The sequence below is a fragment of the Frankia sp. BMG5.60 genome (assembly GCF_059428125.1).
Genome location: NZ_CM182091.1, coordinates 37,874 through 61,250 on the forward strand (window position 1 = coordinate 37,874; position 23,377 = coordinate 61,250).

The window sequence follows — 23,377 nt, forward strand, 5'->3', positions numbered from 1 at the left end:
TGGCGCGTCCATGCCCCCCGATCCGGGATTGTCCGATCATCGGCTCTGTCGTACTGATCGGGACAGTCCCGCCGTGAGCAGGACCCGGGCAACGAGGCGTCGGCGAGGAGCTCAGTTGCGCCGTGCGCGGAGGAAGGCGTCGACGATGTTCGCGGCGATGCGGCCGCGGTCTCCGACGTCGTATCCCTGTGCCCGTGCCCAGCGACGTACTTCCACTCGGTCGTAGTCGGCGGCAGGGGCTGGAGCCCGTTCCCGCGCCAGCCGTCCAGGTGGGGCCGGGGGAGGTGAGCCGAGGATGAAGGCGGTGTCGCCGTCACTGGCGGTAAGGAGGGAGGTCCTGATCTGATCGGCCCCACGTATGCCTGGCGGCGTGTCCACGTTGGGTAGTCGGCTGATGTGTACGGATTCTGCCAGGCGTGGGTCGGCGGCGATGAGGTCGGTGAGGTGATGGTGGTGGGTGAACACGATGATCTGCCAGTTTCGGGCGAGGTCTGCCAGGACGCGCAGGGCGGCGATGGCCCGGTGGTTGTCGAAGGCCATCAGCACGTCATCGAGGACGACGGGTAGGGACACGTCGCCGCGGGCGGTTCGGTCGCGTTGCAGCTGGTCGATCGCGGCGAGCCGTAGCGCGAGGTAGACCTGGTCGGCGGTGCCTTCGGACAGCTCGCCGGGTTCGCGTTCCTGCTCGTCGGCGCGGACGACGCGGAGGAACCGCTGGTCGCCGCGGTCGACCGCGCGCAGCGCGACGCAGGAGCCGCCGGTGAGGCGCTCGAGGATGCGCCCGGCGTCGCCGAGGAGCGGGGAGGCGTGGCGGCGTTCGTAGGCTTCGAGCTGTTCGCGGAGGAGATGATGTTGGATGGTGGCGGTGAGGTACCGTTCAGCTCCTTCGGCGACGAGTGTGAGGTGCTCCTGGGCCTGGGCGTGCTGATCGGCGACGCTGGGTCCGCCGCGCAACTGACGGAGCCGTTCGGTGCTCGCGCCGAGCGCCCGGGATGCCTCGTCCTGGGCGGTAGAGCAGGCGTCGCGTTCCTCGCGGACGGCGGCGAGTTCCCGTTCCAGGTCGGCTTCGTCGCGGTCGGCGAGGTCCTTGACGAGGGTTTCGAGGTCGTGCTCGGGTGCCGCGGCGCGGATCATCGTCTCGGCGGCCGTCTCCTCGGCCCGCGTCTTCTGGACCGCGCGGCTGCGTTCGAGGACTGCGGCCAGCGGATGATCTGGAGGGAGTCCCGCCTCGTCGCGGAGCCGGTTCAGGCGCTCGGCCGTGTCGGTGTGCCGGGTGCGGGCGGTGGTGAGCTGGTCGGTCAGTTCGGTGATGGTGCGGTCCATGACCTTGGCGGCGGCGCGGGCCGCACGGGCAGCGCGGAGCCTCTCGGTGAGCCGGTCCAGGACGGTGGCGGGCGTGGGGTCGTCGTGTCCGTCGTCGTCGTGGCGGGTGGCGAGCTTGGCGATCTCGTCGGTGAAGGCGTCGATACGGGCCTGGGCGTCGGCCGCCAGGGCGCGGGCCCGGGTCGCGGAGTGCTGGGCGGCCTGGGCCTGGGCCAGCGCGGTGTGCCACGCCGCCCAGCCTGCCGGGGTCATCGCCGCAGGCAGGCCCGCGGACTGCAACAGTGCGGTCCACTGCTGCTGGGCGGTGTGCAGGTCGACGGCCCGGTCGGCGTGCGCCTCGCGGGCATCGGCGGTGACGCGGGCGTGCAGGGCCGCGCTGGTGCGTTCCTCGCGGGCGGCGTCATCGGCGGTGAGAATCTGCTCGGCGGCAGCCAAGGCCGTGTCGAGATCGGCGCCAGGGCTCGGATGCCCCATCTGGGCGAGGGCCTCGGTCAGGGTGGCGTGTTGGGCGTCGGCCTGGCCGGTCAGGGCGGTGATGCGGCGCTCTGCGGCCAACAGGGTGGTCTGCGCCTGCTGGGCGTCGTCGAGCGCGCGGCGGACGTCGTCGGCCTCGTCCATCGCTGGTGGGGTGAGCCCGAGGTCGTTCCAGAAGGCGTCCCAGGCTTGCTGCGCCTGCTCCTTCGCGTCGCGCGCGGCCGTGTAGGCGTCCGCGGTGGCCTGCTGGCGGCTGGCGGCGTCGGTGAGATTGCGCTGCTTCTGGGCCTGTTTCGCCGCAGCCGAGGCACGGCCGATCAGATCGTCGGCGATCTCGTCGGCGCGGCGCACGGTGGTGGCGAGGCTGGGCAGCAGTTCGGCGGCCCGTGTCGGGGTCAACCCGCTCGCCGCGGCCTCGACGAGGCGGCCCCAGAGGTCGTCGCGTTCTGTCCGGACTCGTGCGAGCAACTCCGGGTCGGGTAGGTGCTGCCCATCGGTCTTGGCCAGCTGATGGCGCGCTTGGTCCACGGCCAGTTCGGCGGCAGTGACCTCCTCCTTGCTGCGAACCCAGGCGTCTTCGGCGTCGGTGAGGCGTCGGCACGCCAGGCGTACCGTGTCCCGGCTTGGCACGGCAGGTGGAGCCGTGTCGACCTCGCGGGCGCCCGCGCGGCGTAGCGCGTCGCGTCGATCCCCCTGCGCTGTGGCCGCGGTGTCCACGGACGCCCTGAGCAGTTGTGATGCTGAGCCTTCCGCGCGGATCGTGGTGACCACGCTGCGGAGCAGGCCGATCAGCACCGGGTCGCGGGGGGCCACCGTGGAAGCGGCGGCCTGCTCGCGGGCCAGTGCTGCCTCGACCGCGGCATCGGCCCGTTCCACCTCGGCGGTCAGTGCGTCGAGTCGGGCGCCCAGCGTGTCCAGGTCGGCCGCGACGTCGACCGGGATGTGCATCGCGGCGAGCAACTCCTCGTTCCGCCGCTGCTCGCCTGGGCCGACCAGCCCGTGGAGCAGCCTGGTGGCCTCGTCGGCTTGATCCTCGGCCTCACAGCGGTGGTCCTCGGCCAGGTTGGCATCCCCTGCTCGGGCTTCGATCAGCCGTTCCAGCCGGTTGATCGCGACGCCGTCGGCAAGCAGCGCGTCGTCGATATGCAGCGCCGCCCGGTCGCGGGCCTTGGCGGCAAGGTCAGTTTCGAGCCGCTCCGCGTCGCCGGCCGCGATGTCGAGCTCCCGTTGCTCGGTGTCGAACGCGTCGAGCCGCTCGGCGGGCAGCACCAGCCCGGTGGCGAGCAGCCGGACGCGCTCGGCCCGCAGGCCGACCAGGGCGCGGACGCCGGGCACGGCACGGCGCCGCTGGTCGGCGAGGGCGTACCTCTCGGAAGAGGAGCTCAGCCGGGCCGCCGCGATGTCGGCGCTGCGCTGATGGCGTGCCTGCTCGTCCTGCGCGTCGCGGACGGTACCCGCCCGGGTCATGGAGGACTCTGCGGCGGCACGGGCACGCTCGAACTCGGTCCACGCCGCGCGGACCTGAGACCGCTTGCTGTTGCCGTGCGCCTTGTACAGCTTGTCCTTTTCCCCCTCCAATGCGGACAGCAGCTCGCGCACTGCTCGCCCGCTGCGGGCCGTGAACACCAGTTCCGCCAGATCCCCGGTGCCACGAAAGACAGCGGAACCGCCGTCCTGCAGGTCCGCGCGTGACAGGCCGAACGCCCGGCGCCACTGTTCACGGCCGTCCTGCCCCCACACCGCTGTGAACGGATGCCCGTCCGGGGTGGTGGACAGGCCGGTACGACTCCGGCGGAGATCCACCTCCGACCCGTCGGGCAGCTCGACGCGGGCGGTGAGACTCAACGTGCCCACGGCGAAGGTGTGGTCCTGATGATGCGGACGGAAGCCCCACAGCAGGTCCGCGAGTCCCGCCAGCGTCGTCGACTTGCCTGTCTCGTTGTCGCCCACGACCAGGGTCAACCCCGAGCCGAACGCGACGGCGCGACCCTCGAAGGCGCCGTAGCGTTCCAGACCGAATGAGCGGATCCGCATCAGTCCTCCTCGTCGCCGACGAGTCGGGTGAAGAGGCTGGCCCCGGCGCGGTGCGCGAGATCGGCCAGGGTCGCGCGATCGTTCAGGTCGAGCAGACCGGCGCGGCGCAGCGCCCGGCCGACCTCGCGTTCCAATGGACCGGCGAGTACGGCGAGCCGGTCGGTGTCACCGGCCAGATCGTCCGCGGCGGCGCGGATCGCCGCCATCAGCTCCGGGTCGACCGACGCGGGCGGGTGCGGGCTCGTCACCCGGACCTCGATCTTCTCGAGCACCATGGTCAGGCCGGCCGCGACTGTCTGCAGTTCCTCTCGCAGACGCTCCTCGTCGAGCAGTGCGGAAGCGGCGGGTGAGGCGCCGACGAGGACAATTCGGGCGACGACCGGCCGCGTACCCGCGTCGCTGCGTGTCGCCTGCAGGTGTCCGCCGACGCAGGCCAGCACGTCGTCCAACGTGCGGCATGCCGCCACGTCGATCCTCAGCGTGGCCCACCGGGCGACATCGCACGGCTCCAGGCGTATCACCGGTGTCCGGCCGGGTTCGAGCTCGACGACCAGGGCGCCTTTCGGACCGGTCTCCCGGGGATTGCGTCCCTGCAGGTTCCCGCTGAACGCGGCCACCCGCGCGCCGTCACCGAAGATCCGATGGGTGTGGACGTGGCCGAGCGCGAAGTAGTCGTAACCCGTCCGGGTGAGATCGTCGATGGTGCACGGCGCGTAGGAGGCATGTCCTTCGGCGCCCTCGACCGCGGTATGCAGCAGCCCGACGTTCACCATGCCACCAATCGCGTCCGGATAGGCCCGGGCCAAATTCGCCTCGACATCACGGGTGGCGTAGCTCTGACCGTGCACCGCTAGACCGATCTTGTCCACAGTGACCGTGCCGGCCCTGTCGGCGGCGAAGACCGTGACGTTCGGAGGCAGGCTCAACGACCGCGTGATCTCGCTCTGCGCGTCATGATTGCCCTGCACCAGGAACACGGGGATCTGCTCGTCGTGCAGCCGCCCCATCTGCTCCACGAAAAACCGGCCGGTCCCGTAGTCCCGCCACTCTCCGTCGTAGATGTCACCGGCGAGCAGTAATCCGTCCGCTCCGACCGCGACCGTCAGCTCCGTGAGGTTCTCCATCGCCCGACGCGTGGCCTCGCGCAGCAGGTGTGCCAAGGCGTCGTCACCGAGCCTGGACAGCCCTCGCAGAGGACTGTCCAGGTGAATATCAGCAGCATGAACGAGACGCACTTCTCCCCCGAGGATCAGCGCAGCCTCCCCCACCGCTGACGGCGAGGGAGCTGCGTAACCACCTGAACAGTAGTGGGGCAGCGGACCTCATCCGGCGGAACGCGGGAAGGCCGCAAGGCCGAGTGCAGAAGACGTCGAAAGGTTGGCCATTCGGTGACTCTTCCGTGACCTTTGGTTGCGATCCCTGAAGTTCATCCCAGCGACCAGGAGGCGGGTCACCCGAGACTGAATCCGCCGAAGAAAGGCGTTGGCGTGCGTATGCCGCAGTCGGACCCTCATTGGACCGCGGGAACAGGGGCACGCCCCCGGGACTCCGCCGCTGCACGTCGGCCCGATGTGTCACCGAAAGGTCCGTGATGTCTTCCGCATAGCACGATGTTCGCCGGTGCAGACTCCTTGTCCCGCCGGCATCATCCTGGAGACCCGGGTGAGGCCACAGGAATCATGCTTCTCATGGCGCACCGTCTCCTGGCGATGGGCTCGCTACAAGCCTGGCCGATCAGACCGCGGTGGCGTGCGCCATAAGAAGAGGATCCGGCGGCAGCAGCATGCCGGCCAGCTCGCGACGCCCCGGACTGCGCTGAAGATCCGGCAGGTCCGTCCGTAGCGGCCAGCTGGCGATGCCCATGGGCAGCGTCCCTTTCGGACGGAAGCCAGCATGATCGAATCAGAGTCGGAGATGGGGTATGTAGCGGCGGGCGGTGCCTTCGTGGAGGCCGATGAGGGGGGCGAGGTCTCTGGCGAGGGCGTAGACGGATCTGGGGTCGTCGGGTGGCAGGGCGGCGAGGAGCTTCTGAAGTCGGTCCTTCTTGGTACCGGGTTTGACTGGCGGGGGAGTCGGAGAAGCGCCGGGGCCGTTTCGGCGCTTCCCGGCCGGCGCGGTGGTGGGCTCGGTGTTCGGTAAAGCGGCGGGCGCTGCGGAAGCGCGCGAGTTCGGCGCGGGCGTAGGGGTGGGCGTGGCGTGCGGCGCGTTCGACGAGGGGAGCGCGGCCGGTTCACTCGAGTTTTGGGGTGCGGTGGTGACGGCGGCGCGGATTTGGGCGGTGAGGAGTTCGTAGGCGCCGATGAGGGCGGCGCTGGGCCAGGCGGCGATGATGCGGGCGGCGAGGTCGGGTTCGGCGTGCATGACGTTCGCGGCGAGGCTGGCGGCGGAGGCGAGGGTGAGCAGGGCGTAGGCGAGCCAGGAGCGGTGTCGGTGGGCTCGGCTGTCAGCGAGCATGGTCATGGAGGCGGCGATGATGAGGCCGTCGACGGAGAGTGGGATGACGGCGGCGTTGGTGGGGTCCTCGCCGTGGAGGATGGCGACGGCGCGCATGTGGCGGTAGCTGACAACGGCGGCGATGCCGGCGACGCCTAGGACGGCGATGACGGTGGCGATGCGGATGCAGCGGTCGCCGGTTCCTGAACGGGGTTTGGGCGGCAGCCTCGTCGGGTCATGCCGGCCTGGCTGTTCTGCGGGCGTGCTCCTACCGCCGATCGGTGATGTGGGCGCGCTGGTGGCGCGCGTCGGCGCGGTCGGAGGCGCGGGGTCGGCGCGGCTCGTGACGTCGCGGCGCGTCGTCGAGCCTGTTGCCGGCGTGGGCTTGGGTGTCGTCGGGTCGACGGTCGCAGCGGGGGAGTCGGGGGCTGTCCTGCTTTCGCTCGGAGCATCTGTGGCCGCAGGGCATTCTCCGACCGTGCTCACCTCGTCGGCCGGACTCGTAGCCGCCGGCGCCAGGAGTTGCTGCGCTGGTGTCTGTGGCGGCCAGATGATCTTGTGGGCTGGAGGGGGTGATGTGGTCTCGGGCGTGCCGACGGTCAGGGGCATGGTGGTCTACCAGGTGGCGTAGTGGCTGAGGTGGAGGCTGCGGCGACCTGTCCAGGTGAGCAGGTCCGGGGCGATCGCGAGGGCGGAGCGCAGCGCCCCGTCGACCTGGCGGGCGAGTGCGTGGAACACCGGGTCGGCGCTGTTCCGCTCCGCGAGCGGAACCTGTCAACCTCTTTGAGGCAGGATGTTGTGGAAATTAGCTGGTCTCGGCCTCTGCCTCCGGTGTCTGGTCTTCGTCGTTCTGGGGTCGGTTGATCCAGGCGGGTTCGGGCATGGCCGGTGGGCTTGGCGGGCGGACGAACCGTTCGGGGTGCGCGGTGTAGGCGGTGTCGAGGACGGCAGCGCGGGCCCGGCGGACCGCGGGCGCCTGGCCGTGGTGGACGACGGCCGGGGTGAGTAGCCCGAGCCCGGAGTGACGGTGATCATTGTTGTAGTGGTCGAAGAACGCCCGGCACCAGGAGCGGGCGGTCTGGATGGTGTCGAAGGAACCCGGGAAGTCGGGCCGGTACTTCAACGTTTTGAACTGGGCCTCGCTGTAGGGATTGTCGTTCGACACCCGGGGCCGGGAATGGGAACGGGTCACGCCGAGGTCAGCGAGGAGCAGCGCGACGGTCTTCGAGGTCATCGAGGTGCCCCGGTCGGCGTGGATCGTCAGCTGACTCCGATCGATCCGCTGCTTCTCACAGCTGGCGATGATCAGATCCTCGGCGAGGGTGGCGGATTCCCGGTCAGCGACCATCCACCCGACAACATAACGGCTGTACACATCCAGGATCACATACAGGTAGAAGTAGGACCATTTCTTCGGGCCGCGGAGTTTCGTGATATCCCAACTCCACACGGAGTTCGGTTTCTCGGCGACGAGTTCGGGTTTGACGTGGGCGGGGTGCGTCGCCAGGCGGCGGCGCTCACCGGTCTCACCGCGTTCGGCCAGCAGCCGGTACATCGTGCGCTGCGACGCCAGGTAGACCCCTTCGTCGAGCAGGGTCGCCCAGACCTGCGCCGGGGCGGCATCGACGAACCGGTCCGAGTGCAGCACCTCGACCACCCGCTCCCGCTCCGCCGGTGACAACGCCGCGGGCTGCCGGCGCTGGCGGTGCGGGATCGGCGCCGGCCGCGGCGGGGCGGGGGATTTCCGGTGCCGGCGGTAATGCGTCGCCCGCGCCCGGCCCAACGCCGCGCACGCCGACGCCGTACTCACGCCGGCCTGTTCGGTGAGGCGGGCGAGTCCGTCCTCGATTATCCGTTCCGCCTGGTCGGCGAGTTCGGGTCGTCGGTGGTCCCGGGCATGCCCTCGGAGAGTTTCTCCAAGAGCTCGGAGACTTTTCCCTGGACTTCTATCACGAAGCGGGCTTTCGCCAGCTCCTTTTCCAACCGTTCCTTCTCCACCCGAAGTTTCGCCAGCTCCCGGTCCCGGTCGTCGACCGCGGGCCGGCCCTTCGGCTTCGACATACCCGCCAACGCCCCCGCGTCGCGGGCCTTACGCCACTCCACGAGATGCGCCGAATACAGGTTCTCTCGGCGCAGGATCGCGCCTTTCGCACCCGGCCCGGTCGCCGCCTCGTACTCGGTCAGGATCCTCAGCTTGTACGCCGGCGAGAACGACCGCCGCCGCGCCTTCGGCTCGACCTCCGGATCCGGCCGCGACCGGTCGGCCTCACGATCTCCCACCCGACCATCATCGACCAGGCCCCGCCTGGCCGTCACCGACACCACCACGATCTTCTTCTCCCAACCCCGCCCCGGTCACAAGATGGTAGCTGCTACCTGACTCACCTCATGCTGACAGGTAGGGAGCGGGTTGCCTTCGGGGTCGAGGACCGCGACGAGGGCGGGCCGGATGCCGTCGGTGTTGGCGGTGTCGAGGTCGATGGTGATCCACGCGGCGTGTGGGTAGGCGAGGGCGGTGGCGTAGGCGGCGTGCTGGCAGTGGACGCGGGCGAGCCAGGCGGCGGCGTTCTCGCGTTCGCGGGTGGCGTCGGCGTACGCGATCTGGGCTCGGTCGATGTCGAGGTCGCCGGGGTCGGTGACGTAGGCCGCGGCAGGTGGGACGGCGGCCCAGGGGTCGATGTGGTCGGGGCTCGCGATGGTCCAGACCTGATCCTCAACGCCAATGTGATGCAAGTCACTTCTGCTGGCTTGGTTTGCCTCGGTGAGGACGGAGTGGAGGGCCGCGACGAGGAGCCGGATGGTGGCCTCGGTGAGGTGGGCGGTGGCGATGCCGGTCTGGGGCGAGGTGACCCGCAGTAGCAGCGGAGCCGGTGCGTCGTCCGGGCGGAGGGCCTGTCGGTGCAGGCTGAGGGTGGTGTGTTCGTCGCCTGCCAGGAAGTACGGGTCGGGGTCGTGGGTCACGGTGAGCTCCCTCGGGACGGGACGGCGGGGGAGCGGCACGGTGTCCAGGCGGTCGTTGCCGCTCCTATCTGTAGGTCGGCTCGCACGCGTCGCGGCGGTCGACGCACCCGCGGCGTCGAGGTCGTCAGGAAGCGTCAGTCCAGCTTGCACGCGCATCTTCTTTCGGTTTCTTGCGGTTATGGTTGTGGCCGCCGATTCGGGGTTCGTGGGCTGTGATATCAACGTGTACGAACAACGTAGCCACCTGAATTGTTGCGCCGCGCTGATTGCGAAGGAGGCGGGTTGCGCGGCGGGATGAGCCCCGGCGGTGAGGTGCAATCCGTGGGGCTGTGTATTTCGCGGGTCTTCCGGGGGATTCGGTGCGGCGGCAGGGTGGGGTATGCGCGTCGGCTGCCGAATCGGTGAGATCCGTGTGTCCTGTTACCGGAGATCGTCTTCCGGAGGTCGTGATGTCCGCGAGCCCCTGTTCCCGTCTCGCCTCTTCTCCGCTACTCGTTCTCGTTCTCGCGCTTGTCGCCGTGCTGGGTGCGGCATGCGGGAGCCCTCCCGGTAACCCGGACGGCGCCCCGGGTGTGGCTGCGACCCCCGCGGCTCGATCGGCCGCGCCCTCCGTGCGGTCCCGGTCGTCCACCTCCCCGCCAGCGCTGATGGATCCCATCGATGCGCTGCACAGGGACATAACGGCCGCGCAGGAGAGGTACTACCGTTCGTTCCAGGTCGCGTTGGCTGACCCCGGCGACCAGCGTGGGGTCGAGGGCCTGCTGGCCAGCTACACCACGACGGGCGCACCGGGTCGTAACGTCCGCGTGTTCCTGGCCTTTCTCGCGGCCCGCGGGTACGCCGCCCGGCCAGGGGCCGGTAATCGTTATGTCATCGAGAAGATCGAAGTGCCGGCTGGCGGGATGGATACCGCGGTGGCCACGGTCTGCGGCTACGACGCCGGTGTCATCTTCGACGCGCGTCAGAAAGCACCCGACGGGTCGGAGATCGTCGTCGACGACGGTCTCCTGAGCGAGAGGACTCTGTTCACCTGGGTGAAGCGTGAAACGTGGCAGATCGACCAGGTGCACACGACGGACTCGTGGAAGGGGCGAGACGGATGCCCCCCGTCAAGACGTTGATGACGGCTGGTGCCGTTCTGTTCCTGTTGATTCTTTCTGCTGCCGCCGTGAACGCCGCGGCGACGTCGAGCTGGTCGAACGGCAACGGAACTGTGCATGGTTCCGCCGACGTCGATCAGGCGGCCCGGACTCTTGTCGCCGCGGCGGATTCAGCGGGCACGGATCGCGCCGCGCGACCCCCGGGATTTGCCGTCGCAGCCGCGTGTCACTGGCAGGTGGGCTACGCGGCCGCCGATCAGCTGACACAGGACCGTCCGGAGGCCGTCAGCCGGGTGGATGTCGAGCGGGTCGAGGCGGACGGCAGCCGGTCGCGGTTGTATGCGCGGGTCTGCGACGACCGGATCGTCCTATGGCAGTGGCTGCGGGTTCCGGACGTCGCCGATGCCTTGGCAGCTGCCGAGCAGGACGTGCGGCGCCGGCTGCCGGCCCCACGGGGCCGTTTCTCGCCGGACGTGACGGCGGGCGCGGTGGTGGTTCGGGTGCCGGTGTGGTTTGCCGTGCCGGGGCAGTGGTCGGCGGTGTCGGCGTCGGCGGGCATTGCGGGTGGCTCGGTGACCGTGACCGCGACTGCGACGGTGTTGCGGTTCGACCCGGGTGACGGCTCGCCGCCGGTGTCCTGCGCCGGGCCGGGGCCGGTGTTCGTTCCCGGAACGCCGGAGCCCGTGCGTCCCCCCGCCTGCTCGTACGCCTTTCTCAACGCTTCCACCGCGGCGCCGGGCGGCCGGAGCTGGCCTGGGGCGCTATCCGTCGGCTGGACGGTGACCTGGACTGCGAGCGACGGCGAACACGGTGAGCTGGCCAGCGTCACCACCCGGGCGGACGTGCCAGTCGAGGTGCGCGAGATCGAAGCGGTCGAAAGGGCTGGACGATGACCCGGCCGGCGCGCCCCACGGACCAGGAGTGGATCCCGGACGACCTTGACCCCGATGCGGAGGGCGCCGCGCCGCGCCGGCGGTGGGGTGGCGCGGCGGTGGCGCTGCTGCTGATGGTTCTCGGCGCGGCCGGCGCGCTGTGGCTGTCCTCGGACGACGCGCGCCGCGTGGACGTGGTGGCGCTCGCCCGGCCGCTGGCGCGCGGCACGGTGGTGGCGCCGGCGGACCTGGCGGTTGTCGGGGTGGATGCGCAGGGCGGGGCGGTCCGGTTGGCGACCCCGGCGACGGCGCGCCGCGTGCTGGTCGGCCGGCCGGTGCTGCTGGACCTGCCGGCGGGCACTTTGCTCAGCCCGGAGATGGTGGGGTCGGTGACCGCGGCCGCCGGCCAGGTGTCGATCGGGGTGGCCGTCGGTCCGGATGGCCTGCCGTCGGCGTCGGTGCGGGCCGGTGACGTCGTGGGTGTCCTGGGCTTTGACTCGGTGACGAGCCGAGCCGTGCTCCTGGCCCGCGACGTGCGCGTCGCCGAGGTCCGAACGCAGGTGGCTGCGAGCCACTCGGGAGACACCGTCGTGTACCTCACTCTGCTTGAGCAGGCGGTGGAGGCGGTGGAGACGGCTGCGATGTCGGAACACGGTGTTCGTCTCGTCGGCATCGGCGGTGGCTCGGCAGCTCCCGAGCAGCTGGGCGGCGGTGCGGGTGACGGCCGTTCCGATGGCACCGCGTCTGGGCCGACTGGCCGCAGCCCGGGCAGCGACGGGGCTGATGGCGATGGGGCTGATCCCGTCGAGGGAGGTGCCGGGTGATGTCCCAGCCAGCGTCCGCCAGACCCCGGGGAATCGTCGAAGTCGTCGATGAAGTGGCGACTTCGATCAATACAGAGGTGCAGCGGCAGGCGGCGGCCGCCCGCCGCAACGGTCGACGGTTCACCTCGGCGGAACGTGCCGCTCTTGCCGAGGAGCTTCTCGCGCGGGAGCTGGCCGATATCCGCTATGGCGGCTCCGATCGGCCGCAGTTGGACGCGGCCGGGGAGAACGACGTGCGGCTGCTCGTCCGGCAAGCGCAGTCACCGTTGGGTCCGCTCGGTCCGTTTCTGCTGGCCGACCGGTTCTCCGACGTCGAGGTCAACGGCTCGGTGAACCTGGTGCTGACCGAGCGGGGCAGCGGGCATCGGATAGAGGGACGGTCCCCGTTCGGTAGCGACGTCCAGGCGTTCGAGTGGGTGGCCGAGCATGCGGCGTCGGTGGGCCGCCGGTTCGACGAGAGCAATCCGTCGGTGCGGTTCCGGCTGTCGAACGGGGTGCGGGTGCACGCGGTGTCCCGGGTGACCCGGCTGACCCACATCGACTGCCGGTTGTTCGCGCCGGGCCTGGACAGCCTGGGCGCGCTCGCCGACGCGGCTATGTTCGGCGCGGACATCGCCGCCCTGCTGACCGGTGCGGCGGCGGTACGCCAGCCGTTCGGTTTGATCATCTCCGGTGGGACGGGTGCAGGGAAATCCACGCTGCTGCGGGCGTGGATCAACGCGACACCCCAGGATCCGATCCTCGACCGCGTCGTGACGGTCGAGGACGAGCAGGAGCTCTTCCTGGACCGGGAGCGATTCCGCAACCTGGTGGAGTTCGAGGCCCGCGAACGCAACGTCGACGGCCGCGGCGAGTACTCGATGGCGCGCTACCTCGCGGAGAACCTGCGCCGCCAGACGCCGCATCGGGTGTTGCTCGGGGAGCTTCGCCCCGACGGCGGAGTCCTGCCGCTGCTGCTCGCGGTCGGGCAGGGCATCGCCCAGGGGGTCGCGACGACCATCCACGCGCCGAGCGCCGCCGACGTCGTCGCGCGGTTGCGGACCTATGCCGCGTTCGACGCTCTGCGCGTGCCGGAGCAGGCGGTCTTGGAGACCGTCGCGGCGACCGTCGATCTGATCGTGCATGTCGCGAGTGTCGACGGCCGGCGGATGGTCACAAGCGTGCACGAGGTCGGGGAGTACCGGGACGGCCGGGTGACCTCGGCGGAGCTGTGGCGCTGGGAGCCGCAGTCCCGACAGGCGCTGCGGACGGATCTGGACTTCTCCGAACAGCTAGCCGCGAAGCTGCGGTCCGCCGGAGTCGCCCCGGCGGTGCTTGCCCGCCGTCGGACGGGGGCGGCCTGGTGAACGCGCAGCTTCACATCCTGGCCGGCGCGCTGTCTGGAGCGCTGGTCGGCCTCGGAGGTTGGTTACTCCTCACCGCCCTGCTGGAGGGCCGGACCCTCCCCATCGGCCCGGGTCGCAGGGTGATCGTCGGTCACCGTCCGCCGGCCGCGTGGCGGCCCTGGCGGCCGGTGGAGGCGGGGAAGGTCGGGCGGATCGTGGACGTCGCCTGGCCCGTGGCCGGCGGCGGCCTCGCCGGCTTGGTCTTCGGCCTTGTGGCCGCGCTGCCGGTGCTTGCGGTCGTGGGTGCGGCCGGCGGGTGGCTGGTGCACGACATGCAGCGGGAACCGAACGTCGGCGCGCTCAACGAACTCGGGGAAGCGGCCGCGACCTGGTGCGAGACGATCCGCCAGGAAATCGACGCGGGCCAACCACTGCGGGCGGCGGTGCTGGCGTCGTGCGAGCTGGCCCCGTCCGCGCTTGCCGAGCCGTTGCGCCGGCTGCGGGTCCGGCTCGACCGGGAACCACTACCGGTGGCGCTGGGCGGCCTGCGCGCCGAGGTGACCCATCCGCTGATCGGATCGATCGTCACCGTCCTGTCGCTGACGTACCAGCGTGGCGCGGGGGACCTGGCACGGCTGATGGCCGACCAGGTCGAGTCGACCCGCCACCAGGTTGTCGTGCTCCGGGACGTGCACGCGGCCCGGGCCCGGTATCGGCGGTCCATGGCGCTGCTGCTCGGCCTGTTCGCCGCCTCCGTCGCCGGTGTCCTGGCCGTGTGGCCGGCGATGCTTGCCCCCTACCGCACCGCCTGGGGGCAGATGATCCTCACTCTGATCGGCGGAGCCGTGGGACTGGCGGTGCGGACCCTGACCCGGCTGTCCCGACCAGGCACGGTCCCGGACTTCTTCGGCGACGAGCCGTGACCGGCCCGATGGCCGGCACCGGCACGGTGGTGTCGGCGATGTGCGGCGGGGGCTTCGGCGCCGGGCTGTACTTCCTCGGGCGCAGCCTGCGCCCGCGGCTCGCGCCGGATCGCACCGGCGCCACGATCGGCGCACGTTGGGCCTGGATGGTGACGCGCCGCTTCGCGCGGATCGTCGGGCCGGTGTGGGCGCGGCGGCTGCTTCTCGCCGACGATCTCGCGGTACTCGACGTCGATCCGGCCGCACACACCATCACCAGAATGATGCGCCTGGCGGTCGCCCTGTGCGCCACCGTGGTGCTGGAAGCAGGGGTGGCGGCGAGCGGGCTGGCCGTGCCAGCGATCGCCCTGCCAACCGGCGGCGTCGCCGCGGTGCTGGCCGGCGTCGCGTGGGCGGACCGGCCGCTGCACCGCCGGGCGAACGCCCGCCGACAGGAGGCCCGGCTGGCCGTGGCCGCCTATCTCGACCTGGTCCGGATCCTGCTGGTCGGCGGCCTGCCGCTGCACACGGCGCTGCAGAGCGCCGCCGATGCCGGCCGGGGATGGGCCTTCGCGCAGATCCGCGGCGCCCTGAGGTGGGCTCGGGCCCGCCACGCCCCACCAGACGCCGGCCTGGACCGCCTCGCTCGGCGGATACCGGTCGCCGAGTTCGCCGAGCTGCGGCTGACCGTCAGCTCGGCGCTGCGCGGCGCGTCCCCGGTGCTCGCGCTGCAAAGCAAGAGCGCGCACCTGCGAGCTGTGGAAGCCGCCCAGGCCAGATCGGCGACCTCCACCGCGGATGCGGCGATGGAACTGCCGGCGGTCGTGGTCGCCCTGGCGTTCGTCGCGTTTCTCACCGTCCCCCTGCTGGCGATCTTCACCGGCGTCAACACCACCCCATGACGTCGAACCAGATTCGCGAACCGGTCTGCCGCGCCCGGCTCCGACAGCAGGGCAGCGGCGTGGGCCGGCCACTACGACTCGAGACAACCAGCAACCGATGGAAGGGATGGTGGCGGTGATGCGCCGACTCGGTGTCCTCCTGACCCTGGCACACCTGCGGTGGACGACCTACCTGCAGCGCAGCGCAGAGCAAGGGCGCGATCGTGGAGATGCTTTGCCGACGGCAGTGATCGCGGTCGGGCTCGTACTGATCGCGGCGGCGGTGATCCTGATTCTGCGGGCGAAGGCGACCGAGATCGCCGATCACGTGTGCACCAGCGCCGACCCCACCACCTGCCGGTAGCCGGCATGATCGCCCCGGCGAGGCTCGCCCGCGCCGCGCGCCGGCCTGCCGACACCGACGTCGGAAGCAGCCCGGTGGAGCTCGCTCTGGTGATGGCCGGTGTCATGACCCTCCTCGTCGTCACCCTCGGGCTCGGCATGCGCTGGCTCGCGGTCCAGGCGGCCGAGGCCTCCGCGCAGCGCGCCCTGGAAATCATGCAAAGCCCCGACGGAACCGCCGAGGAGTCCGCGGCCGTCGCGGAACGACTGGCCCGATCCAGCCGCTCGATCACCAGCGTGACGACCACCGTGCAGGTCGCGCCGGAGCAGGTGACGGTGACGGTGACCGTCACCTCGGTCCTGGGCATGACCGTCGCACGCTCCGCCTTCGGCCCACGGCTACGGTTCGTCCCGCAGCCGATGGTCACCGATGGCGCGCCGGCCTTCGATGGCGCGCCGGCCTTCGATGGCGCGCCGGTCGCGGGGCGCGGCGGCCTTTCGACTGCCGCGCCGCCCGACGCCGGCGCATCGGTTCCCGCGGGCGCCGGCCGGACGCCATGAGCCATCCGGAGTCCCGCGGGCGACCCGGTACTTGCCGCGCGATGCTGGCGGCAGGCTGGCTTCGCGCTCTCGCTCGCGCCGCCCAGATCGGACTCCCTGCGGGCAGGGCTCGAGCCCCGGAAAAGGATCACGACCGAGGGGCCTACTCGGTCGAGTTCGCCGCCGGATGGATGATCTTCTTGGTGGCGACGGCGATCATCGCTGTGGCCTTCCAGACCCAGCAGGCCCGAAGCGGCGTTCGTGATGCGGCTCGGGAAGCAGCCCGAGCCGCCTCCCTCGCCGCGACTCCCGCCGAAGCTGAGCGGCAGGCCGATGCGGTCGCGCGCCGCGCCCTGGCCGCCGGGGCCTGCGCGCCGGGAAGCCAGACCATCACCACCGACGTGGCCGAGTTCGGCGCCGGCGGGATCGTCACGGTCACCGTCGGATGCCGCATTCACCTGGTCCTCGGCCCGTCCCGCGTGGCCGAGGCAACCAGCGACGAGGTCATCGATCGATTCCGCGGCGGACTCCGGGACCGTCCATGACCACAGCGCGTCGTGACCAGGGGTCGGTCAGCCTCCTGCTGGTCGCACTGTTCGCCGGCGCGGTTCTGCTTGCCGGACTGATCGTCGACACCGGCCGGGTCCTCTACGCCAACGCCGACGCCTCCGACCTGGCGGGAAAGGCCGCCCGAGCCGGCGCCCAACAGATCAGTCTGACCAGCTTGCGCGCCGGAACCCCCACCCTCGACCGGACCGCGGCCGCCGCGGCCGCCCGCGGCTATCTCGACCGCCACCACGTCGCGGGCACCGTGACCGTCACCGTCGACACCGTGACGGTCACCGCTCAGACCCACGTCACCTACATCCTGCTCGCCGCGTCCGGCCGGACCGGCGAGACGGTCATCCAGACCCGGTCCGCCGTCGCCCTTCGCGGCCCGTAACCCAGCGGAGCACCGTCATGCCCCACCACACCGTCATTCGCCGCCGCTCCACCTCCGAAGATCCTCGGCTCAGAGGCGACCCGCTACCAGAACACAGATCGCGGCGACGCCCACCGTCGGACGTGACGAGCTCGGGCGCTACGAGCATCGGCGCGGCGGGCGCTGCGGACACGGGCACGGGCGCCGCGAGCGCGAGACCCGCAGGCACTGGGTCCGCAGGTAGCGCCACGGGCAGGGCAGCCCGACCGTCGGCTGGCCAGGCGCTGCGCGGCTTCGGCGCGCTTGTCGGCCTGCTGCTCTTCCTCATCGCCGTGCCCGTGTTCCTGGCCGCCTGGCGAGGCAACCCGCTACCAGGAACCTGGGAACCCGCCCGCTGGGCGACGCTCGCCAGCCGGGGCTACCTCCACCCCGACGTCATCCCCAACGCCATCGCCGTGCTGGCCTGGCTGACCTGGGCCTATCTGACCCTGTGCATCGCCGCGGAAGCCCTCTCCCAGACCTTCCGCGTCCGGCGCGATTCCCGCAGCGCTGCCAGCCGTCCCCGCCCGGGCGGCCGCCTCGCCGCGCCGCAACGCGCCGGCTGGCGCCTGCCCGCGCCGAACGCGCTGCGACGCGCCACTGCGCGTTGGGTCGCCCTGGCCTCCCTGGTCTTCAGCCTGCTCTCCTCCCGCGCCGCCCTCGCCGCCACCCCAACCACGACCGGCCCGACGGATCGTCCTTCGGCACCGCTGAGCGCCCCTGCCGATGTCACCGCTGCCCTCGGCGGCACGGCCCGCACCGCCGCAGCACCTACCTCGCCCGGCACCACCCAGGACGGGCGCGGGCTACCGGAAGCGGGACGGCTCTTCGGCGACATCTACCACTGCGGCCCCTACGACACGCTGCGATCAATCGCCGCCCAGTTCCTGGGCGACCCGGACCGGTGGAAGGAGATCCGCGACGCCAGCATCGGCCTGCGTCAACGTGACGGCACCACCCTGCAAGCGGGATTCGTCGTCATCGGCGACGGCACCCTGCTGCGCATCCCCCTCGAACCACCGACGGCGAAGGCGGCGACGCCGAACGCGATCGGCGCAGCGCCGCAACCAGCCCGCAACACCGCGCCGGAGACGAGCCACCTCGTTCGACCCCGCGAAACACTCTGGAGCATCGCCCAGGCCGCGTACCCCGACGCCGAAGAAGGCGATCTCCCAGCGTTGGTCGAACAGATCTTTGCGGCCAACCGGGGAGCGACGGATCCCGCCGGGCGGCGCCTGCACGATCCGAACATCCTCAACCCCGGAATGCCCCTTCGACTGCCCACACCAGCCGCGAACCAGAACGCGTCCCCATCCGAGGTCCCGCCACGTGGTGCCGACGTCCTGCCCACGGCGCCCGGGCCGCCGGGAGTGCCGGGAGCGCCGGCTCAGGACGGTGAACCGCCGACGTCGAGTCGGAACGGCACCGACCCATCGGCCGCAATAAGGCCGACTCTCCTGGCGCCCGGCCCCACTCGACTCACCCCGAGCGAGTCGGCCCCCTCCGACAACCCGGCAGGGACGGCCGGCCCCGGTACACGGATCGATCCGTCCCCTGCACCGCGAGCGCCTCGGGACGTGACCGGTTCCACGCCGCCGCCGACCCCCATCCGTCGCGGCCACGACACGAAGTCGGAGCTCCTCCCGGTCTGGGTCGGCGCCGCCGGCCTCCTCACCGGGGCAGTGGTATCCACGCTCGCCTCCCGGCGCCGGCACCGGGACCGGGCTGTGGACCGGCGCACCGTGCCGCCGAAACCCGACCCGCGCGCCGTCGCCCTGCACACCGCGGTCCTCGCCACCGCTGACCTCGACGGGCTGTCCCGCCTCGACGCGGCCCTGCGAGACCTCGCCGCCCAATGCGCCGCAGTTCCAGTCGGTGCCGACGCGACAGATCCCGCCGCCGGCCCCGAACCGCTGGTCGTCCTCGTCCGCCCAGACGAGACCATCGACGTCTACCTCCGCGAACCCCGCACCGACCCGCCAACGCCCTGGCAGGAGGAGGTCGACGGCCGGATCTGGATCCTGCCACCCGCCGCCGCGCTGCCTCCGCCTCCCGACATCCCGCCGCCCTGCCCGCTCCTGGTTCAGCTCGGCACCGAGCCCGACGGCGCCGAGCTCTACGCCGATCTGGAAGCCCTCGGCGTCCTCACCCTCGACCCCGGCGACACTGGAGCAGAAGGTCTCCGCGCGCTCGCCCGCGCCCTGCTGGCCACCCTCGCGCTGTCCCCCTTCGCAGGCGGATCCCGCATCGAGGTCATCGGCTTCGACCCCCTCGGCCTCCTCGACGACGACCGCATCACCATCGCCGACGACCTCGATGCACTGCTCGCCCGAATCACCCCCGGCCTGCAGGCCCTCGACGACGAACTGGCCGTCACCGGCCACGGCTCCACCTTCGCCGCCCGCCCGGCCGCCCCGGCCGAACGCTGGGAGCCGACCGCGGCCTTCGCCCTGCACTCCCACCCCAGCGCCCACGACCTCGACAGCCGCGCCGACCTGATCGAGCTCGCGGGCGACGGCGGGCTGGGACTCGCCGTCATCACCGACCACCACGGCGACGCGAACACGGACGAGGGCACCACCTGGCGGCTGCTCTTCGACGGGCACGCGGACGCCGACGGCGAACCCCTTTGGAGACTCGACCCGCTCGGCCTTCGCCTCCGCCCCGCGCAGTTGGCCGCCGACGAACTCCGCGACCTGCTCCATCTCCTCGCCGACGCCGACAGGCCACCCCAACCCGTCCCCGTGCCGCCCGCCGCGCCTGGCCCCGAGCCCTACACCGGCCCCGACTGGCAGGTCATGATCGGACTCCTCGGCCCCCTGACCATCATCTCCCGCGACGGACGCCGCCCACCCGCTGAGCTCGCCCGGGAACGCACCCTGGAAGTCCTCGCCTGGCTCGCGACCCACCGCGGCCGCACCCGCACCGACCTCGAAGCCGCCATCTGGCCCACCGGAGCCCAGGCCCGTTCCATCAACAACCAGCTCGGCCGCGCCCGCAGCATCCTCGTCACCCTCGCCGGCGAACACGCTCGCCAATGGCTGCCCACCCGCCGCACCACCATCACCCTGAACCCGGCCGTCGTCACCGACCTCGACCTGCTCCACGCCCACATCGACCACGCCGAGGCCCATCGCCACCACCCCGAGATCGCCATCGCCGCGCTCACCGACGGACTCGACCTCGTCCGCGGCACCCCCGCCCGCCACCCCTGGCTCGACGCCGAACTCGGCTCCCAACTCACCACCACCGTCGTCCGTGCGGCTCTCCTCCTTGCTGACCTCCACCTCGCCCGCGGCGACAGCACGGCCGTCCTCGACGCCACCCGCCGCGGTCTTGCCGTGCTCCCCGCTCACCCCGGCCTGTTCGCCCAACGGATGCGCGCCTACGCCGAAACCGGCGACCGCAGCGCCGTCCGCGCCGAGTACCACGCCTACCTACGCGCCGAACAAGCCGACCCCCTCTGGGACGGCGACACCGACCCCGACCTCGAAAAGCTCTATCGCGTCCTCCTACACCAGCCTCCGTGGCACGAAAACGGGAGCGCTGCCAGCTGATCGGCAGGGTCGGAGGTCTGTCGCGGGGTGCGGCATGCGGTGTTCGATCCCGGTGCCAATCTGCACACAATGATCAGCACGACCGGTATTCCGGGATAGCCGGCATGGCGCGGGCCTGCATACATCCGTAGCGAGTCAGGCCCGGCCGGAGGTCGCACTTCTCCTGTCTGTGTCGACCTCGTGCTCGCCGTTGACCCAGGTCCCCGTATGCGCCAGCCTGTCCTGCGCCACCGTCGGCGAGGGACCTCGCGCACGGGCGGCAGACGCCGAATAAGGGCAGAGAAGACCGAGTACTACACTATGAATGAGTTTTTGATTCCGTGGTGTCCGATATCTTCGGGGGAGATTGATGGTTGCCGGGTGGAAAGAATTTAGGCTGTCCTCGGTTGGCGATGGGGACAACTGGAGTATATGATCATGACGGTTCCGGTTGTTCCGCCGCCGATTCTGATCGCTCCACCGCGGCAAGGTGCAGCTCGAATCAGGCGCTATTATCGATCTCGCACGGCATTCTCGGGGTTTATGCAGTGGATACTCGAAGTGGGCGTACCTTTTGCGATCCTGGGTGTCACGGCCTTTCTTCTTGCGGTACATTTCTTCGGCCTACTTCCCTCGTACACGGTACTCCTGGGTGGGGACCCTCCTCCGCATGGTTCGGGTCGTAAGACCCTCTGGCTTGTGTCCATTATTGGCTGGCTGTTTGTGCCGGCGGTGGTCGGTGGTTTCGCCGGGCATGTGATCTCCAGCCGTATCGAAGGTTATACGCATGTGTCGAACAGTAGCTACAAGAAGAAGTCCATAAGGCAAAGGCTTGCACCACCCCCGGCGATACCGTGGCTCGGACGATATCATCTCGGCAACACAAGTGATCGCGAATTTGTCGATCTGTTTGTGCGGCAAGCTCATCTGAATAACTGGCGGACTGCACAGGATCACTGGGAGATCGCTGTCTCCGACCTGATGAACACCAAGCAGTACGCGGAGATGGGCCGAGGCGAGACATCCCGTTCTGCGGTGAGTGGTGCACAAATGATGCTCCGCCCCGACGCGGTGTTCAAAAGATGCATGATCTGCGATGTTCGACGCTAGGCATTTGAGGGAGACCGCCTTATGGCCAAACCAAGGGACGCGAGGGAGATTATGCGTCTATTCCTCGCGCATGCATTCCCAGATGCCTCTGAAGAAGGACTTGAAAACGCATCGAAACTCATGGTCCGCTGGGGGGCCGAAGGTGTCGGCTCGAGGATGAGTCCACTACTGACTGTGCGACTCATGCTTGATCTGGCGTATGTCACTGGCGTCGACATCGATCTTGATATTGATGAAGAAATTCTGGCAGCGGCATCGGATATGCCGCCCTCCGACATCCCGTGGCGGCGGGTGCGTCGGACTGGCCGTTAGGACGATCTTTACGAATGGACGCACGGGTGTGCGCGGCCTGAGGTGAGCAGCGGCGGACCGACGACTCGAAGCGATTTTCGATCATGCTGACCATCTGCTCGTTCACGGATGGCAGGGAGCCCTTCCGGTTCGAGGGTGCTGGTTCACACAGCTGGGGTGCGAGGGGTACCTGCACTCCCGGAGGTGTTGATGGTGATTCGACGCGGACCGTCAGGTCTTCACCAGCGCGGCGGTCCTGGCCGACGTCGCTGGTCTGCCTGCTGGCGATGGATCATGGTGGGCCTGCTCTGCGGTGTCGCGACGATCTGCGGCGGTGGCGCCCCAGCTTCGGCCGAGATCAGACGGGCCGGGGCCGGGCCGATGCCGGGGCCGTGGACGTCGACGGCGGTGATGGCGGACGGCGCTCGGCCGCAGGCGGGTGGTCGGATGCCGGTTCCGATCCAGGTGGTTCCGGACTGGCATGATCTGCCGGTCAAGGACCGAATTCTGGATCTGCTGGACACGGGCGCGCAGGTCGGGTTGGCCTGTTGCATTGCCACGGCGATCATCGGGGGAGCGGCGCTCGGACTATCGCGGATGACCGGGGCGGGCCCATCGGGGATCCGCGGCATGGCCATGCTTCTGGGTGGCGGAGGCGGTGCCATCGCCATCGTCTATGCCCCGGATCTGATCTCCTGGCTTGCCCAGTGATCCCAATTTTTCGCCGCTCTGGCTGCCTGCTCCCCGATCTCAGGCTTCTGGTGGGTCTGACTGTCTCGGCTACTACCTTGATGGGCCCGCCCGGATGAATTTTCTCAGCTATCTGCGTGAGGGTCCCAGCCTGGTAGCGGAGAAAGCCGTCAAGGTGATGATCGGTTGGTTCGTCGACTCTCTGGGAGAGGAGACGAAGTCGCTGATCGGCGGTTTTGGATCGACGTCGACACGTCCGGAGGTGACCGCGGCATTCTTCCTGGGCAAGGGTGGCTCCTATCAGACGGTGGCGTCGATCTCGTGCCTCCTGCTGGCCGGCTCGACTGCGCTGGGCGTGGCGGCGGCCATGTTTTCGGGGGAGCCGGGCCGGGCGTTGGCGCGGGTGGTACGGGATCTTCCGCTGGCGGTGCTTGCAATCCTGGGCTTCCCCTGGTTCGTCGACAAGCTGCTGACTCTCACGGACGGCATCGCTGCCGCGGTCCTGTATGACAACGGCGGCGTGAAGGAAATACTGGATGTCGTATCGCTGCCGCCGTCTCGAGACATCCCAGGCCTGATGGTCACGGGGTTGGTGTTTCTGGCGGTGGTGATGATCTATCTGGAACTCGTGGTCCGTAACGCGTTGACGATGATCGTGACGGCGCTGGCGCCCTTGTCGTTCGCCGGGATGACCATGCCGTCGGCGCGGCAGTCGGCGGGTCAGATGGTGAAGATGACGGTGGCGATCTCCTTCGCGAAACCGGCGATTTACGTGGCG

At 70.2% G+C, this 23,377-nt stretch carries 21 protein-coding genes; 14 read left to right on the forward strand and 7 right to left on the reverse strand.

Translation table 11 applies throughout. The features are described 5' to 3' along the window. Positions 1–111: 111 nt before the first annotated feature. The 7 genes from AC5R91_RS00130 to AC5R91_RS00160 form a co-directional block, all read right to left on the reverse strand. Positions 112–3,831, reverse strand: coding sequence for an AAA family ATPase (locus AC5R91_RS00130; RefSeq protein ID WP_495395001.1), 3,720 nt, complete (start codon positions 3,829–3,831; stop codon positions 112–114). Beyond that, on the reverse strand, positions 3,831–5,099 hold the full coding sequence (locus tag AC5R91_RS00135; RefSeq protein ID WP_495395002.1) for a metallophosphoesterase family protein: 1,269 nt from the start codon (positions 5,097–5,099) through the stop codon (positions 3,831–3,833). Before AC5R91_RS00135 ends, AC5R91_RS00130 begins: the two co-directional genes overlap by 1 nt. A 466-nt stretch (positions 5,100–5,565) precedes the next feature. Beyond that, positions 5,566–5,694 (reverse strand): hypothetical protein, encoded by a 129-nt coding sequence (locus tag AC5R91_RS00140; protein WP_495395003.1) that lies wholly within the window; start codon positions 5,692–5,694, stop codon positions 5,566–5,568. Between the two features lie 39 nt (positions 5,695–5,733). Beyond that, positions 5,734–6,489 (reverse strand): DUF2637 domain-containing protein, encoded by a 756-nt coding sequence (locus AC5R91_RS00145; RefSeq protein ID WP_495397872.1) that lies wholly within the window; start codon positions 6,487–6,489, stop codon positions 5,734–5,736. Between the two features lie 390 nt (positions 6,490–6,879). Beyond that, the gene (locus tag AC5R91_RS00150) at positions 6,880–7,002 is read right to left on the reverse strand and encodes a hypothetical protein (RefSeq protein ID WP_495395004.1); all 123 of its coding nucleotides are present in this window, start codon (positions 7,000–7,002) and stop codon (positions 6,880–6,882) included. Positions 7,003–7,069: 67 nt separating this feature from the next. Beyond that, positions 7,070–8,544 (reverse strand): IS3 family transposase gene (locus tag AC5R91_RS00155; protein ID WP_495392209.1). Its coding sequence is split into 2 segments (ribosomal slippage): positions 7,070–8,113 and positions 8,116–8,544, totalling 1,473 coding nucleotides; the frame shifts between segments, so codons are not numbered across the junction. Positions 8,545–8,619: 75 nt separating this feature from the next. After that, a complete protein-coding gene (locus AC5R91_RS00160; protein ID WP_495395005.1) occupies positions 8,620–9,225 on the reverse strand; it encodes a hypothetical protein in 606 nt (201 codons plus the stop codon). 647 nt (positions 9,226–9,872) lie between these two features. Between AC5R91_RS00160 and AC5R91_RS00165 the strand changes: the two genes are divergently transcribed. The 14 genes from AC5R91_RS00165 (at position 9,873) to AC5R91_RS00230 (ending at position 22,620) form a co-directional block, all read left to right on the forward strand. After that, complete coding sequence (locus AC5R91_RS00165; RefSeq protein ID WP_495395006.1) at positions 9,873–10,346, forward strand: hypothetical protein; 474 nt, start codon at positions 9,873–9,875, stop codon at positions 10,344–10,346. Then, positions 10,325–11,218: a hypothetical protein gene (locus AC5R91_RS00170; RefSeq protein ID WP_495395007.1), complete on the forward strand. Its 894-nt coding sequence runs from the start codon at positions 10,325–10,327 to the stop codon at positions 11,216–11,218. The genes AC5R91_RS00165 and AC5R91_RS00170 overlap by 22 nt, the downstream gene beginning before the upstream one ends. Further along, positions 11,215–12,021, forward strand: coding sequence for a CpaB family protein (locus AC5R91_RS00175; RefSeq protein ID WP_495395008.1), 807 nt, complete (start codon positions 11,215–11,217; stop codon positions 12,019–12,021). The genes AC5R91_RS00170 and AC5R91_RS00175 overlap by 4 nt, the downstream gene beginning before the upstream one ends. After that, positions 12,021–13,367 (forward strand): ATPase, T2SS/T4P/T4SS family, encoded by a 1,347-nt coding sequence (locus AC5R91_RS00180; RefSeq protein WP_495395009.1) that lies wholly within the window; start codon positions 12,021–12,023, stop codon positions 13,365–13,367. The genes AC5R91_RS00175 and AC5R91_RS00180 overlap by 1 nt, the downstream gene beginning before the upstream one ends. Continuing rightward, complete coding sequence (locus AC5R91_RS00185; protein WP_495395010.1) at positions 13,364–14,269, forward strand: type II secretion system F family protein; 906 nt, start codon at positions 13,364–13,366, stop codon at positions 14,267–14,269. Before AC5R91_RS00180 ends, AC5R91_RS00185 begins: the two co-directional genes overlap by 4 nt. Next, positions 14,266–15,150, forward strand: coding sequence for a type II secretion system F family protein (locus AC5R91_RS00190; protein WP_495395011.1), 885 nt, complete (start codon positions 14,266–14,268; stop codon positions 15,148–15,150). Before AC5R91_RS00185 ends, AC5R91_RS00190 begins: the two co-directional genes overlap by 4 nt. Positions 15,151–15,256: 106 nt before the next feature. Next, positions 15,257–15,493, forward strand: a complete 237-nt coding sequence (locus tag AC5R91_RS00195; RefSeq protein ID WP_495395012.1) for a hypothetical protein — start codon at positions 15,257–15,259, stop codon at positions 15,491–15,493. A gap of 5 nt (positions 15,494–15,498) precedes the next feature. Continuing rightward, a complete protein-coding gene (locus tag AC5R91_RS00200; RefSeq protein WP_495395013.1) occupies positions 15,499–16,032 on the forward strand; it encodes a hypothetical protein in 534 nt (177 codons plus the stop codon). Between the two features lie 182 nt (positions 16,033–16,214). After that, positions 16,215–16,556, forward strand: coding sequence for a hypothetical protein (locus tag AC5R91_RS00205; protein ID WP_495395014.1), 342 nt, complete (start codon positions 16,215–16,217; stop codon positions 16,554–16,556). Beyond that, positions 16,553–16,954 carry a pilus assembly protein TadG-related protein gene (locus AC5R91_RS00210; RefSeq protein ID WP_495395015.1) on the forward strand — a complete coding sequence of 134 codons (402 nt, stop codon included), beginning with the start codon at positions 16,553–16,555 and terminating at the stop codon, positions 16,952–16,954. The genes AC5R91_RS00205 and AC5R91_RS00210 overlap by 4 nt, the downstream gene beginning before the upstream one ends. Positions 16,955–17,076: 122 nt before the next feature. After that, a complete protein-coding gene (locus AC5R91_RS00215; protein ID WP_495395016.1) occupies positions 17,077–20,529 on the forward strand; it encodes an AfsR/SARP family transcriptional regulator in 3,453 nt (1,150 codons plus the stop codon). 417 nt (positions 20,530–20,946) lie between these two features. Beyond that, entirely contained in the window at positions 20,947–21,618 is a 672-nt protein-coding gene (locus AC5R91_RS00220; protein ID WP_495395017.1) for a DUF6313 family protein, read from the forward strand. A 183-nt stretch (positions 21,619–21,801) separates the two neighbouring features. Next, complete coding sequence (locus tag AC5R91_RS00225; RefSeq protein WP_495395018.1) at positions 21,802–21,930, forward strand: hypothetical protein; 129 nt, start codon at positions 21,802–21,804, stop codon at positions 21,928–21,930. Positions 21,931–22,356: 426 nt separating this feature from the next. Continuing rightward, positions 22,357–22,620 carry a hypothetical protein gene (locus tag AC5R91_RS00230; protein ID WP_495395019.1) on the forward strand — a complete coding sequence of 88 codons (264 nt, stop codon included), beginning with the start codon at positions 22,357–22,359 and terminating at the stop codon, positions 22,618–22,620. The last annotated feature ends 757 nt before the right edge of the window (positions 22,621–23,377 follow it).